Source organism: Citrobacter sp. XT1-2-2, assembly GCF_023516235.1.
GTDB classification, from domain to species: Bacteria; Pseudomonadota; Gammaproteobacteria; order Enterobacterales; family Enterobacteriaceae; genus Citrobacter; species Citrobacter werkmanii.
On record NZ_CP097324.1, the window covers coordinates 4,928,751 to 4,943,346 of the forward strand.

Annotated in this window: 15 protein-coding genes; 3 read left to right on the plus strand and 12 right to left on the minus strand. The window is 54.0% G+C overall.

Annotated features, from left to right (window positions below; genetic code table 11):
- Positions 1 to 47 precede the first annotated feature (47 nt).
- Both yigL and pldB read right to left on the minus strand, forming a co-directional pair.
- Entirely contained in the window at positions 48 to 848 is an 801-nt protein-coding gene (gene yigL, locus M4I31_RS23470) for a sugar/pyridoxal phosphate phosphatase YigL (RefSeq protein WP_038634479.1), read from the minus strand.
- Positions 849 to 863: 15 nt separating this feature from the next.
- Complete coding sequence (gene pldB / locus M4I31_RS23475) at positions 864 to 1,880, minus strand: lysophospholipase L2 (protein WP_038634482.1); 1,017 nt, start codon at positions 1,878 to 1,880, stop codon at positions 864 to 866.
- A gap of 110 nt (positions 1,881 to 1,990) precedes the next feature.
- On the opposite strand from pldB, the gene rhtB reads away from it, so the two are divergent.
- Positions 1,991 to 2,611 (plus strand): homoserine/homoserine lactone efflux protein, encoded by a 621-nt coding sequence (gene rhtB, locus M4I31_RS23480; RefSeq protein WP_061381045.1) that lies wholly within the window; start codon positions 1,991 to 1,993, stop codon positions 2,609 to 2,611.
- A gap of 45 nt (positions 2,612 to 2,656) precedes the next feature.
- Here the strand turns inward: rhtB and rhtC are convergent, their stop codons facing one another.
- The 3 genes from rhtC to pldA all read right to left on the minus strand — a co-directional run bounded on the left by rhtC (position 2,657) and on the right by pldA (position 6,128).
- Positions 2,657 to 3,277 carry a threonine export protein RhtC gene (gene rhtC / locus M4I31_RS23485; RefSeq protein WP_038634488.1) on the minus strand — a complete coding sequence of 207 codons (621 nt, stop codon included), beginning with the start codon at positions 3,275 to 3,277 and terminating at the stop codon, positions 2,657 to 2,659.
- A gap of 63 nt (positions 3,278 to 3,340) precedes the next feature.
- Positions 3,341 to 5,170, minus strand: coding sequence for an ATP-dependent DNA helicase RecQ (gene recQ / locus M4I31_RS23490; protein ID WP_085049777.1), 1,830 nt, complete (start codon positions 5,168 to 5,170; stop codon positions 3,341 to 3,343).
- 88 nt (positions 5,171 to 5,258) lie between these two features.
- A complete protein-coding gene (pldA, locus tag M4I31_RS23495) occupies positions 5,259 to 6,128 on the minus strand; it encodes a phospholipase A (protein WP_038634493.1) in 870 nt (289 codons plus the stop codon).
- 165 nt (positions 6,129 to 6,293) lie between these two features.
- Between pldA and yigI the strand changes: the two genes are divergently transcribed.
- Both yigI and rarD read left to right on the plus strand, forming a co-directional pair.
- Positions 6,294 to 6,761, plus strand: coding sequence for an acyl-CoA thioesterase YigI (gene yigI / locus M4I31_RS23500; protein ID WP_003017917.1), 468 nt, complete (start codon positions 6,294 to 6,296; stop codon positions 6,759 to 6,761).
- A 51-nt stretch (positions 6,762 to 6,812) separates the two neighbouring features.
- Entirely contained in the window at positions 6,813 to 7,709 is an 897-nt protein-coding gene (gene rarD, locus M4I31_RS23505; RefSeq protein ID WP_038634496.1) for an EamA family transporter RarD, read from the plus strand.
- 69 nt (positions 7,710 to 7,778) lie between these two features.
- On the opposite strand, the gene corA is transcribed toward rarD, so the two are convergent.
- The 7 genes from corA to dapF form a co-directional block, all read right to left on the minus strand.
- Complete coding sequence (gene corA / locus M4I31_RS23510) at positions 7,779 to 8,729, minus strand: magnesium/cobalt transporter CorA (RefSeq protein ID WP_038634499.1); 951 nt, start codon at positions 8,727 to 8,729, stop codon at positions 7,779 to 7,781.
- A gap of 154 nt (positions 8,730 to 8,883) precedes the next feature.
- On the minus strand, positions 8,884 to 8,940 hold the full coding sequence (ysgD, locus tag M4I31_RS23515) for a YsgD/CorL family protein (RefSeq protein ID WP_212723238.1): 57 nt from the start codon (positions 8,938 to 8,940) through the stop codon (positions 8,884 to 8,886).
- A 247-nt stretch (positions 8,941 to 9,187) separates the two neighbouring features.
- On the minus strand, positions 9,188 to 11,350 hold the full coding sequence (uvrD, locus tag M4I31_RS23520; protein WP_038634502.1) for a DNA helicase II: 2,163 nt from the start codon (positions 11,348 to 11,350) through the stop codon (positions 9,188 to 9,190).
- A gap of 88 nt (positions 11,351 to 11,438) precedes the next feature.
- The gene (yigB, locus tag M4I31_RS23525) at positions 11,439 to 12,155 is read right to left on the minus strand and encodes a 5-amino-6-(5-phospho-D-ribitylamino)uracil phosphatase YigB (RefSeq protein ID WP_069325085.1); all 717 of its coding nucleotides are present in this window, start codon (positions 12,153 to 12,155) and stop codon (positions 11,439 to 11,441) included.
- The gene (gene xerC / locus M4I31_RS23530; protein ID WP_085049776.1) at positions 12,155 to 13,057 is read right to left on the minus strand and encodes a tyrosine recombinase XerC; all 903 of its coding nucleotides are present in this window, start codon (positions 13,055 to 13,057) and stop codon (positions 12,155 to 12,157) included. Before xerC ends, yigB begins: the two co-directional genes overlap by 1 nt.
- Positions 13,054 to 13,761 carry a DUF484 domain-containing protein gene (locus M4I31_RS23535; protein WP_085049775.1) on the minus strand — a complete coding sequence of 236 codons (708 nt, stop codon included), beginning with the start codon at positions 13,759 to 13,761 and terminating at the stop codon, positions 13,054 to 13,056. The genes xerC and M4I31_RS23535 overlap by 4 nt, the downstream gene beginning before the upstream one ends.
- Complete coding sequence (dapF, locus tag M4I31_RS23540; RefSeq protein WP_038634512.1) at positions 13,758 to 14,582, minus strand: diaminopimelate epimerase; 825 nt, start codon at positions 14,580 to 14,582, stop codon at positions 13,758 to 13,760. Before dapF ends, M4I31_RS23535 begins: the two co-directional genes overlap by 4 nt.
- Between the last annotated feature and the right edge of the window lie 14 nt (positions 14,583 to 14,596).

Below are 14,596 nucleotides of genomic sequence, written 5' to 3' on the forward strand. Positions count from 1 at the left end.
GTAGCGAAGTTTTTAGTTGACAACTGGTCAACTAACGAACGATGACGTTACTGTAAAAAGAGCTTACGCAGATAGTGCGGCACGGCATCATCGGCGTTGAGTCCAATCACGTCCAGTTCCGGATGAAGATCTTTCAGGCGTTGGTGCGCGTTGCCCATGATGCAGCCTTTACCAGCCATGGAGAGCATTTCCGCATCGTTCATGCCATCGCCGAAAGCGATGCAGTCCTGCAGGCTGTAGCCCATCGCTTTCGCCACTGCTTCCAGCGCATGACCTTTCGACACGCCGCCAGCCATAACTTCCAGACAGGTAAGCGTAGAGAAGCTGACGTTGACGCGATCGCCCCAGCGGGCGTTAATCGCCTGCTCCAGCGGCAGCAGCCTTTCATGAGAATCGGTGGTAAAAAACACTTTGCTGACGCCTTCAGGCTCCAGTAGCGCAGGTTCAAACAGAGAATAGTTAAATACCGCTTCTTTAAAGAAGCGCATTTCGTCCGGGCGATGGCGATTCATAAACCATTCATCATCACGATAAACGTTGGTTACGATGTCCGGATTTGCATTTACCACGCCGAACAGGTCGCTGGCAATGTCGCGATCCAGGTTATGGGTAAACACCAGATTCCCGGCAGAATCGTGCACGCGCGCGCCGTTGGATGTGATCATGTAGGTTTTAATGCCAAGGTTATCGCGAATTTGCCCCACATCAACATGATGACGGCCAGTCGCAAACACGAAGTTAACGCCACGTGCGGTCAATAATTTCAGTGTCTCTTTAGCATAAGGGGACAACGTATGGTCGGGGGAAAGCAGCGTACCGTCTAAATCAGACGCAACAACCTGATACATAAGAAAATTAAACCTCTAGGCAAAGCGGTTTCCGCTGGATGAGTTATGCTTGTCGAAAAATTCGACAATAGCGTTAAGCGCGACTGAGCGCATTGCGTCCTTTTCAAAAAGGATCTCATGGTACGCGCCTTTGATGACAAGCGGCTGGCCTCCCTCTACTGGATGGCCCGCTGCAGCGCGGAGTTCACAAAAGCGATCGTGCATACGGTTATCAACCAAACGCTCTTCTTCGGCCTGGATAAGCAATGTTGGCGTCGCGTCATCTCCCGCCCCGGCCAGGACCTGTTCACCCGCCAGAATGCCTTCACGTACCCAGTGGTAAGTGGGACCGCCCACGCGCAGCCGAGGTTCATCGGCATAGAAACGCAGATTGCGCCGATAGCGCTGTCGACTGTGGGTTACCGCATTCATCCCGAATGGCAGCGCCCGCCAGCGCCCGGTCCCCATGGCATAACCCTCGCGGATCCGTGGATGCCCTTCAGCCCAGTCCAGAATTTGACGCACCATCCAGTCGGGAAAGCGCATCACAATACCAAACATCGGCGCGCAAAGCGCAATGGCATCACACTGATTCGGGTGACGCTGCAGAAACAACGTGGCAATCGCCCCGCCCATAGAATGCGCCAGTATATAGCGTTTTCTCCACGGACCGGGTGACACTTCCTGCTGCCAGAAAGCGGTTAAATCGTCGACATAGTCATTAAAGTTATCCACATGACCGCGATGCGGATCCGAAAGCATACGGCCGGAACGCCCCTGGCCACGGTGATCGATAATGAGAACGTCAAAACCAGAATGAAACAGGTCGTACGCCAGTTCAGCGTATTTTACATAGCTTTCAATGCGTCCAGGACAGACGACGATGACGCGATCGTTTTTCTCTGCGTGAAAGCGCACAAAATGTACGGGGACATTATCTACGCCCGTAAACTCCGCTTCTTCCCGCTGACGCCAGAAATCTGTCAGTGGTCCCATGGAAAAAGCAGCAAACGCGTTTTCTCTTGTTTCCCAGTCTTTTTGCTGCTGAAACATCGGGTATCCAGCCTCGTTGACCAAGTAAAATCGTTTTTTTTGCCATGTCTGATACAACGTACCGACAGTAGCGTATTGTGGCATAAAAATAGACAATCCGGGAGTTTCTCATGACCTTTGAATGGTGGTTCGCCTACCTGCTGACCTCTATTATTTTGAGCCTGTCTCCAGGCTCTGGCGCAATCAACACCATGACCACCGCCATCAGCCACGGTTATCGCGGTGCCAGCGCATCGATTGCGGGTCTACAGACCGGACTGGGCATTCATATCGTTTTGGTTGGCGTAGGGCTGGGAACGCTATTTTCACGTTCAGCGATCGCGTTTGAAGTGCTGAAGTGGGCGGGCGCGGCTTACCTGATTTGGCTAGGAATTCAGCAATGGCGGGCGGCGGGCGCTATCGATCTGAACACCATGGCGAATACGCAATCGCGCAGCCGCCTGTTCAAACGCGCGGTCTTTGTTAATCTGACCAACCCCAAAAGCATTGTTTTTCTTGCCGCCCTGTTCCCCCAGTTTATCCTGCCGCAGGAACCGCAGTTGATGCAGTATGTGGTGCTTGGTATCACGACCATTGTGGTCGATATTATTGTGATGATCGGTTACGCGACGCTGGCAACGCGCATTGCTGGCTGGATTAAGGGGCCAAAGCAAATGAAAGCGCTGAACAAAGTGTTTGGTTCACTGTTTATGCTGATAGGCGCCCTGCTGGCATCGGCAAGGCATGCCTGATAACGGTGCCGGATGGCGTTAGCGCTTATCCGGCATGAAGGAAGCTTAGCGCGAAATGATCAGATGGATACCGAAACCCGCGAACAGCGCGCCGGCAAAGCCATCGATCCACTTCGCCAGACGCTGATAGCCACGACGCATTTTCGGTAATGCAAACAGGCTGGCAACCACGGTAAACCACGCCAGCGTTTCCACGATGATCAGCGCGAAAATGCCCCAACGCGCGCCCGTTCCTACACTATCGCCAACAAACAATGAGAACACGGAGCCAAAATAGATAATCGCTTTCGGGTTGGCGAGGTTGGTCAACAGACCTTTTAAAAAGCTGCGTCCGCTCTGCGCCAGTTCAACCTGTGGGGCAGGGGCCGCTACGTCCTGTTTTTTAAACGCGCCGCGCAGCATCTGGTAACCCATCCAGCACAGATACAGGCCGCCGCCCACCATGATAATGGTGTGCAGCCAGGCCATTTTTTCGATAATCAGATGCAGGCCAAGCAGCGCCACGCCAGCCCAGACCATGACGCCACAGGTAATACCCAGCACGCCCATCATGGCTTCTTTGCGCGAACGGCTAACGGCCGTTTGAGAAACAAAGAAGAAATCGGGACCGGGACTCATCAGCGCAACGATATGCACCAACGCAACGGTAAAAAATAGCGTTAACATAAAAATGACTCGCGGGGAAATAGTTCAGTGAGTCACCATCCTGGCACTTTTTTGCCTGGCTGACTACTCTTCGTCGTCACCATCGACGTGGGCGCGAATAAGTGCCATAAACTCTTTGCCAAAACGTTCAAGTTTACGCATTCCCACGCCGTTGACGCTCAGCATTTCGCTCGGCGAAACCGGCATCTGCTCGGCCATTTCAATCAACGTGGCGTCGTTGAACACCACATACGGCGGGATATTCTCTTCATCGGCAATGGCTTTACGCAGCTTACGCAATTTGGCAAACAGTTTGCGATCGTAATTGCCGCCGAAGGATTTCTGCATAGCGCGCGGTTTCAGCGCCACGATTCGCGGTACCGCAAGCTGCAACGGGACTTCACCGCGCAGAACCGGACGCGCGGCATCGGTCATCTGCAGTGCGGAATGCTGCGCGATATTTTGCGTCACCAGCCCAAGATGGATAAGCTGGCGAATTACGCTCACCCAGTGTTCATGGCTTTTATCGCGCCCCATGCCATAAACCTTGAGTTTATCGTGGCCCAACTCGCGGATACGCTGATTATTCGCTCCGCGCAGAACCTCCACCACATATCCCATACCAAAGCGCTGATTGACCCGGCCAATCGTGGAAAGCGCAATCTGCGCATCGTTTAAGCCGTCGTACTGTTTTGGCGGATCGAGACAGATATCGCAGTTACCACACGGCTCCTGACGCCCCTCGCCAAAATAATTCAGCAGAACCAGACGACGACAGGTTTGCGCCTCGGCAAACGCCCCCATCGCATTGAGCTTATGGCGTTCGATATCCAGCAGTTGTCCGGCAGGTTTCTCTTCGAGGCAACGGCGGAGCCACGCCATATCAGCCGGATCGTAAAACAGCATCGCTTCCGCCGGCAGGCCATCACGCCCGGCACGACCGGTTTCCTGATAATAGGACTCAATGTTGCGCGGGATATCAAAATGCACCACGAAGCGCACGTTAGGTTTGTTGATCCCCATGCCGAACGCTACGGTCGCCACCACAATTTGCAGGTCATCGCGCTGGAATTTTTCCTGCACCTCGGCGCGCACGCTATTTTCCAGCCCGGCATGATAAGCCCCGGCGCTGATGCCGCGGCTTTGCAGGCGCGCAGCGGTGTCTTCGACTTTGGCGCGGCTGTTACAGTAAATAATGCCGGATTTACCGCGTTGTTCTTGCACGTAGCGCATCAGTTGATCGAGCGGCTTAAACTTCTCCATCAGCATGTAGCGAATATTCGGCCGATCAAAGCTGCTGATCTGAATTAACGGATCGTTGAGGCCCAGCAGGCGCACGATATCCAGCCGGGTGGTTTCATCCGCGGTCGCGGTTAACGCCACAAACGGCAGCGTTGGGAAACGCTGACGCAGCTGGCCCAGCGCAGCGTATTCAGGGCGGAAGTCATGCCCCCACTGCGAAATACAGTGCGCTTCATCCACCGCCAGCAGCACCGGATTCCAGTGCCCAAGATGCTCAAGGAAGTTATCCAGCATCAGGCGTTCAGGGGCAATATACAGCAAGCGAACCTGCCCGCTGCGGCAGCCGGCCATCACCTCAAGCTGCTGCTCACGACTTTGGGTGGAGTTCAGGCACGCCGCCGCCACGCCGTTGGCCAGCAGTTGATCGACCTGGTCTTTCATCAGGGAAATCAGCGGCGAAACAACAACGGTGAGTCCGTTGAGTAATAATGCGGGAATTTGATAGCACAGGGATTTGCCGCCACCGGTGGGCATAACGACCAGGCAGTCGCGACCAGAGAGCACGGTGTCGATAATTTCTTCCTGGCCTAGGCGAAACTGTTGGTAGCCAAAGGTTTCCTGCAAAACCTGTTTAGCGCCCATTTCCAGATTCAACACTTCCGCCTGCGCCACATTAACCCCATTAACCTTAAATAAAAACAGGCGCTATTTTCAGCGCCTGAGAAAGAAACTGCAATGATTAAAATACTCTCAATATCTGTCAGAAGATATCGTTAAGCATTACACCCACGCCAACACGGGTCTGATTGAAGTTGTAGTCAATCAGCGATTCTCCGTAACCACTGTAGACCTGGGTGTAGAGACGAACATGCTTCGTAATAGGATAGCTTGCCCCTAACTCTGCGCCGCCGTAGCCGGTATTCCAGTTGTACTGACCTTTCACGCTGATAACGGCGTCGCCCAGGTGATACCCCATTTTCAGCTGATAATAGCCCATGTATTTGGTGATGTCGGGATTATCATCGGTACTGCCAATGACGTACCACGGCTTTACTTCCACCAGCCAGTTGCCGTTTTCTGCCATCAGGCGGGTATACAGGCGGTTCCAGCTACGTGAAGTGGGGTCGGAGCGCCCGTTGGAATCATGGTTATAACCCATTTCGACATCACGTAGCGTCCACCCGGCAAAGCGATAGTCGGTGGCGAAACCAAGGAACAACTGGGGCTCGTAGTTGGTTTCGCGAAACGGTGAAGATTCTTCACTGTTCGAAAGCTGCCACCAGGATTTCTGCGTATAGGAACCGCCAAGAACCGAGTTCGGACCCAATATTCCTCGCCAAAGGGGAAACGCCAGGCTTAGCTGAAACTTCACCTCATCTTTGCGCGCATTGTCCGACCAGCTATAGCTGCTGATCGCCTCTTTGTTCATGTCGCTGGTATTGGTGTAGATAAGGTAGTTGGTGTCATAAGGGTAAAGCGTGAAAGGGTTGTCATGCTCTTGCAGCATATTAGCGATGATACTGCCCCGAACTGCTGGTGCATCATGAATCTCTTTTACTGTCGCTTCCTGCGCATACGCGGTCAACGGCAGCATGACTGCTGGTAGTAACCATCCCAGAATCGCCCGCATCGGTAATGTTCTCCTGAACCAAAATATTGATGAATTGTATAATTTTCTGACAAGCATTCTACATACTTAGCTCGTTCCTCGTTAGTTATCCCGTCCTAAAGTAGAAAACAACAAATAATAAGCATAATATCAACATTTCATTAACCAATGAGGTATTAAGATCGTATGTCTGCTGTACTGACCGCTGAAGAAGCCCTGAAGTTAGTGGGTGAAATGTTTGTTTATCATATGCCGTTTAACCGTGCGCTGGGGCTGGAACTGGAACGCTATGAAAAAGAATTTGCGCAATTAGCGTTTAATAATCAACCGATGATGGTCGGTAACTGGGCGCAAAGCATTCTGCATGGCGGAGTGATCGCCTCAGCACTCGACGTCGCCGCCGGACTGGTGTGTGTAGGCAGCACGTTGACCCGTCACGAAACGATCAGTGAGGACGAACTGCGTCAGCGCATGTCACGTATGGGCACCATCGATTTACGCGTTGATTACCTGCGCCCGGGGAGAGGGAATCGCTTTACCGCTACCAGCAGCCTGCTGCGGGCGGGTAATAAAGTAGCCGTTGCGCGCGTGGAACTGCATAACGAAGAACAGCTCTATATCGCCAGCGCAACCGCCACTTATATGGTGGGGTAAGCGCTTAAAAAAAGGTAAACTGCTGTTACATTTCTGCAATGAGTTTTCCCGATGGATGCTAAACAAACGCGGCAGGGCGTGTTACTCGCTCTGGCTGCCTATTTTATTTGGGGTATCGCCCCCGCCTACTTCAAGCTGATTTACTATGTCCCGGCGGATGAGATCCTGACGCACCGCGTCATCTGGTCATTTTTCTTTATGGTGGTGCTGATGAGCATCAGCCGCCAGTGGTCGGGTGTTAAAACGCTGCTACAAACGCCAAAGAAGATCTTCCTGCTGGCGCTCTCTGCGGTGCTCATCGGCGGAAACTGGCTGCTGTTCATTTGGGCGGTCAATAATCACCATATGCTGGAAGCCAGTCTCGGCTATTTTATTAACCCGCTGGTGAATATCGTGCTGGGGATGCTTTTCCTCGGCGAGCGCTTTCGTCGCATGCAGTGGTTGGCGGTACTGTTAGCCGCCTGCGGCGTACTGGTACAGCTGTGGACCTTCGGCTCATTGCCGATAATCGCGCTGGGACTGGCGTTCAGCTTTGCTTTTTATGGTCTGGTGCGTAAGAAGATTGCCGTTGAAGCGCAAACCGGTATGTTGATTGAAACCCTGTGGCTCTTACCCGTTGCCGCTATCTACCTGTTTGGCATTGCGGATAGCCCAACCAGCCATATGGGGCAAAACCCGATGTCACTCAATCTGCTACTGATTGCCGCCGGTATCGTGACCACCATTCCGTTGCTGTGCTTTACCGGCGCAGCGACACGTCTGCGTCTTTCCACACTGGGTTTCTTCCAGTATATCGGACCCACGTTGATGTTCCTGCTGGCGATCACCTTTTACGGTGAAGTGCCGGGAGCGGATAAAATGGTGACGTTCGCCTTTATCTGGGTGGCGCTGGCGATTTTCGTGATGGATGCGATTTATACGCAACGCAGAACGCGTATGGGGATGTGAAGGCTTTTTGCCTGATGGCGCTACGCTTATCAGGCCTACGGGATCTGTAGGCCTGATAAGACACCGCCATTAAAGCCAGTTTTTACGTTTAAAGTACAGATACGGCGCCAGACCTGCGAGCATCATAAAGACAATCGCGCCAGGATAACCGAAGCTCCAGTGCAGTTCCGGCATGAATTCAAAGTTCATGCCGTAGCTGGAAGCCACCAGCGTCGGCGGCAGAAATACCACCGAGACCACCGAGAAGATCTTGATGATGCGGTTCTGCTCAATATTGATAAAGCCCATCGCCGCCTGCATCAGGAAGTTTACCTTCTGGAACAGCGATTCGTTATGCGGCAGCAGAGACTCGATATCGCGCAGGATCTCACGCGCCTGCTCCAGTTGACCACCAGGCAGACGCGCTTTACGCACCAGAAAGTTCAGTGCGCGCTGGGTATCCATCAGACACAGGCGTACCTTCCAGCCGATATCTTCCTGTTCCGCCAGCGTGGAAAGCGCTTCGTCATACTCATCGCCCTGACGCCCTTCCATGATCACACGGCTGAGTTTTTCCAGGTCGCTATAGATGTTTTCAATCTCATCCGCCAACTGTTCAATTTTGGTTTCGAACAGATCGAGTAGCAGCTCGTAGGCGTTACCATCCACCATCGCCTGGTTACGCGCACGCATGCGATACAGACGAAACGCCGGCAGTTCGCGTTCGCGCAGGGTAAACAGGCGGCCTTCGCGAATGGTAAATGCGACGGTTGAGTTACCCGCGTGATCGTCGGCGTCTTCATAGAAGAAGAAGGAGTGAATGTGCAGTCCATCCTCGTCTTCAAAAAAACGTGCGGATGCTTCGATGTCTTCCAGTTCAGGGCGCGTGGCCAGATTCTGGCCCAAGTCCTTTTGCACACGGTTTCGTTCTTCGTCATCCGGCTCGACTAAATCGACCCAAACCGAACTGGCCAGGTGCTCGATCTCGTCTGCCTCAAGGCGAGTTAAACGATTGTTTTCCAGTTGAAATGCGCTCAGCATGACCGGGACTCCCAATGCAAAAAATTATCGGACAGTTCGGAGGGCACACAGAAACAAATTGGGTTTCAGACCATTAAACAGCCTGACTCAGCGCGACGGGAAAAAACAGAAGGTCGCTGACAACCGCGAAGGCTATCAGCAAAAAGGGATAGCCTTAGGAGTTGATCCTGGATGACAGGATAATGAGCCAGTATCTACTGGGTGTGTCCAAGGCGAATGTCCTCTTAGCGTAATCGTGCGCGCATGTTACGCCAGCAAAATTTTGACGTCAACACGCAACGGATGGCGAAAAAGTAATAATTTCCCCTTATACAGAAAGGTTAGCAGAGGGGAATTATTTATCTATGATTTCAGAATATTAACCGGCAGATAGCCGAATGGCGGCTTCGCCTTATCCGGCCTACAAATCAAAATGTTACCCGGTCAGTAGATCTGATACGCGCAACGACATCAGGCGATCACACCGTTTCCAGTCTGGCGTAAGCCGCCACCAGCCATTTAATGCCCTGCCCCTGGAACGCGACCTGCAAACGACTGTGCTCACCGCTACCTTCGAGGTTGACGATGGTGCCCTCGCCGAACTTCGCGTGGCGTACCCGCTGGCCAAGTTTGTAGCCGGTATCGTTTTCCGCCATTGGCGTGCCCATCCGCTGATGGCTCACCGGACGGCTAACCGTGGCGCGCAGACGCACCTCTTCAACGCACGCTTCCGGCAGTTCGCCGATAAAGCGCGACGGACGATGGTAAACCTCTTTACCGTACAAACGACGCGTTTCGGCGTAGGTGAGCGTCAGTTTCTGCATCGCGCGGGTGACGCCAACATAGGCCAGGCGACGTTCTTCTTCGAGACGGCCGCCTTCGTCCAGCGACATCTGGCTCGGGAACATGCCTTCTTCCATACCCACGATAAATACCTGCGGGAACTCCAGCCCTTTCGCCGAGTGCAGGGTCATCAGCTGTACCGCGTCCTGCCAGGTATCCGCTTGCCCTTCGCCTGCTTCCAGCGCGGCGTGGGAGAGGAACGCCTGCAGCGGCATTAAGTCTTCGTCTTCTTCGTTGTAGCTGAACTGGCGCGTTGCCGTCACCAGTTCGTCTAAGTTTTCGATACGCGTCTGACCCTTCTCGCCTTTTTCCTGCTCGTACATCATGCGCAGACCGGAATCTTTAATCACCCGGTCAGTCTGCACGTGCAGCGGCATATCGGCAGTCTCTTGCGCCAGCGCGTCAATCAATTCCATAAAGCGCTGTAAGGCGCTGGCGGCGCGACCGGCCAGGGCTTTTTCCTGCAGCAGTTCACGACAGGCCTGCCACAACGTTAGCTGGCGGTCACGGGAAGTCTGGCGTACGACATCTAAAGTACGATCGCCAATCCCGCGCGTTGGCGTATTCACCACACGCTCAAACGCGGCATCGTCATTGCGATTAGCGATCAGACGCAGGTAGGAGAGCGCGTCTTTAATTTCCTGACGTTCAAAGAAGCGCATACCGCCATAGATACGATACGGCATGCTGGCCTGTAGTAAGGCTTCTTCCAACACGCGTGACTGGGCGTTGCTACGATACAGAATCGCGCACTGTTCCAGCGCGCCGCCGTTGTCCTGCCAGGTTTTAATGCGATTGACCACGAAGCGCGCTTCATCAAGTTCGTTGAAGGCGCAATACAGCGAGATCGGCTCGCCGTCGACGCCGTCGGTCCACAGTTTTTTACCCAGGCGCCCGTTGTTATTTTCAATCAGGGCGTTAGCTGCGCTAAGAATATTGTTGGTCGAACGGTAGTTCTGCTCCAGACGAATGGTTTCTGCGCCCGGGAAATCGTTGAGGAAGCGCTGAATGTTCTCCACCTGCGCGCCGCGCCAGCCGTAGATCGACTGGTCATCATCGCCCACGATCATCACCTTGCCGGTGTCGCCCGCCAGCAGACGGATCCAGGCGTACTGAATGTTGTTGGTATCCTGGAATTCGTCCACCAGGATATTGGTAAAGCGTTCGCGGTAGTGCTGCAGAATGTGCGGCTTGTTGAGCCACAGTTCATGGGCGCGCAGCAGCAGTTCGGCGAAATCCACCAGCCCCGCGCGATCGCAGGCTTCCTGATAAGCCTGATAGACCTTCTGCCAGGTCTGTTCGACCGGGTTGCCGTAGCTTTGCAGATGGTGCGGGCGCAGCCCTTCATCTTTCTGGCTGTTGATAAACCACATTGCCTGACGCGGCGGCCACTGCTTTTCGTCAAGGTTCATCGCTTTGATCAGACGCTTGAGCAGACGCAGTTGGTCCTCGCTGTCGAGGATCTGGAAATCCTGCGGCAGATTCGCATCCATATGGTGCGCGCGCAACAGACGGTGCGCCAGGCCGTGAAAGGTCCCCACCCACATTCCGCCCTGGCTGGTTCCCATGATCTGACCAATACGGTGGCGCATTTCCGCCGCCGCTTTGTTGGTAAAGGTCACCGCCATAATGGAGTACGGCGAGTTGTTCTCTACCGTCAGTAACCAGGCGATACGGTGCACCAGTACGCGAGTTTTACCACTCCCCGCGCCTGCCAGAACCAGCATGTTGCTGCGTGGCGCGGCCACCGCTTCACGCTGTTTATCATTAAGGCTGTCGAGCAGGTAAGAAACGTCCATTGGCACCGCCGCGTAAAAGTAGGTAAGGCGGAGAAGCGTAGCGCCATCCGCCAAAAAGCTGGGTATATATACAGAGTTCTGCTGGTGATTATATCAGCGAGGTCAGAGATGCCAACTGTGAAATTTCAATATGCGGCAGCAAACGGCTGTCTGCGGTTTGCATCAGGTCGGCATTTTCCGGTTTGATCCAGCAAGCCTGCATACCACAACGAATAGCGCCTGCAACGTCTGTCGTCAGGTCATCACCCACATGCAGAATTTCACCTACCGGCATTTTCAGTTTTTCCGCCGCCAGCGCGTACATGTCGCTGAACGGTTTTGAGCGCCCGTCGGGACCGGCGCGCAGCACAAACTCAAAATAATCACCCAGACCAAACAGTTCCGGCTGCGCGTTACCATTGGTGATCGCCACCAGCGGCCATTTGCGGGCCAGCGCCTTCAGCGTGTCATGCGTCGCCTGCGGAACATCAATGCGGCTACGCCATTTGGCGAAATTCATCATCGCCGCATTCGCCCCCATCAAGGCTTCTGCCGCTGACAGACCAGCCTCAAGCATAGCGCGCTCTACGGCGCGGTGACGCCATTGGGTAACGTCGTGGTAGATTTCCGGCTCGGCGTCACGAACGGCCTGACGTAAGCGCTGCAGGTCGCTATTTTGCAGCGAATTCAACGCCGGATGATAATTCTGTACAAACGCGAGCGCTTCCTGCTCTGTGCGTGTGATAACGGGACGGTTATCGTAAAGGGTGTCATCAAGGTCAAAGGTGAGCGCAGAAATACGCCCCAAAGGCCGGTAAAAACGCATTATTTCCCCCGTTTGGCGCGCGGATGCGCCGCATCGTACACTGAAGCCAGGTGTTGAAAATCAAGATGGGTATAGATTTGAGTAGTGGAGAGATTGGCATGACCCAATAACTCCTGCACTCCGCGTAGATCGCCGCTCGACTCCAGCATATGCGTCGCAAAAGAGTGGCGCAATTTGTGGGGATGGACGTGGCTGTTCAGCCCCTGTTTGATACCCCATTCCGCAAAGCGTTTCTGCACGTTACGCGCAGAGATGCGCTTGCCCAGTTTAGACAGGAACAACGCATCGTCATCCCCGCCAAATAAACCGCGCAGATCCAGCCAGTGCTCAATCCACGCCACCGCATTGCGGCCGATCGGCAGACGACGTTCTTTACTGCCCTTGCCCATCACCCACACTTCGCCGGTGTCGAGATCGAGATGTTTAATATCCAGCCCAACCAGTTCAGATAAACGCAGTCCCGCGCCGTACATCACTTCCAGCATCGCCCGGTCGCGCACAGCAAGGGGATCGTTGAGATCGATATCCAGCAGACGATTAACATCATCGACGTCGATATTTTTAGGTAAGTGGCGTGGCGCTTTCGGCGCGGAAACGCTTTTTGCCGGGTTGGCTTTCAGCTCGCCCTGATTAACCAGCCAGTCGAAGAAACTGCGTAATGCGGAGAGACGCAATGCCAGACTCGCCGCTCCCAGCCCTTTACGACGGCTGCGCACAGCAAAGCTGCGTACCATTGCAGCGTCACATTGTTGCCAGCTTTGCAGACCGGTTTCTCCGGCTAACGCGATGATGGCATCAAGCTGACGCTGATAATTGAGTAGCGTGATCGGGCTAAGCTGGCGCTCAACGCCCAGATAGCGCAAAAAGCGCGTCACATCCTGAGAAAGGGGTGAATCGGTCATACGCGTTCAATCCAGCGCTCCAGCAGATCCGGCAACATCAGCGAGATTTCTTGCAGTAATTGTGTACCTTGCCCCTGCTGGTAATGGTTAACGTCACGGCTGCTGAATAGCATCACGCCCAGGGAACCATCTTGCCCCAGCATCGACATCGCCACCGAGCCTATCGCTTTCGCCTCCGGCATCATAACCAGCAATTCCGGACCATTGAGTGGCCCAAGATAGTGCTGCGACTGCCCCAGACGCTGAATACGCAACGGTTCAAAGGCCTGACGGCTTAATGCCAGATGCGTAAATTTAGATGGCGCGCCAAGTCGCCACCGGTCCGGAAACAGACGCACCGTCGCGCCGGCCAGCCCCAGCTCACGCGCCCAGCGATGAAATCGCATCAGCATATCGTCAAGACTGCTGGCCGACACCAGGCGACTTTGCAGATTTAGCAGACGATAGAACAGGCTTTCATTGGCGTTGGCTTGTTCCATCAATAACGCCATGTTCTCTTCAAGCACATTAATATGATTACGTGCCCGCGCCATATGCCATTCAACTAAAGAGATCGTGCCCCGCACAGGGTGTGGGACGCGCATCGCTTCAACTGCCCGGGCATTACGGATAAAAAACTCAGGATTACGTTGCAGGTAATCGACGACCGCCCGATCGTCGAGCTCCATGAGCGTTTCCTGTAGTTCTTCCCCTGGTTGCTTCATAAGTGAATAAATCCGTCGTAGACATGTGCCGCCGGGCCAGTCATATACAGCGGATGACCCGGACCTTTCCAGGCGATATCAAGTCGACCGCCAGGTAACTCCACCCTCACCTCTTCTGCCAGCAGGCCCTGCTGAATACCTACCGCAACAGCGGCGCACGCACCGCTGCCGCAGGCCTGCGTTTCGCCCGCCCCGCGCTCGTAGACGCGCAGCCGGATATGCTCGCGCTTTACCACCTGCATAAAGCCGATGTTGGCGCGTTCAGGAAAGCGTTCGTGGCTTTCCAGCACCGGCCCCAGCGTTTCCACCGTGGCCGTATCAACATCATCAACCTGAATCACGCAGTGTGGGTTCCCCATTGAAACCACGCCGCACAATATTGTCTGTTCGGCCGCGCGCATAATATAGGTCTTCTCTGCTTTGTTGGCGCGAAACGGAACCTGCGAAGGTTCAAAGTTGGGTTCCCCCATATTCACCCGCACCAGTTCGTCGTCGGTTACGGTTAACACCATACGACCATTCGCGGTACTGACGCGAATATCACGTTTATTGGTCAGCCCTTTCAGGCGAACAAAGCGAGCAAAACAACGGGCGCCATTGCCACACTGTGACACTTCACTGCCGTCGGCATTAAAAATACGGTAGTGGAAATCCAGCTCCGGATCATACGGAGGTTCAACCACCAGCAACTGATCAAACCCAACGCCGAGATGCCTGTCGGACAGGCGGCGGATCAGCTCTGGTGAGAAAAAAACATTCTGCGTTACCGCGTCGACGACCATAAAATCGTTGCCAAGGCCATGCATTTTAGAGAATTGCATCATTCACTCCGTTC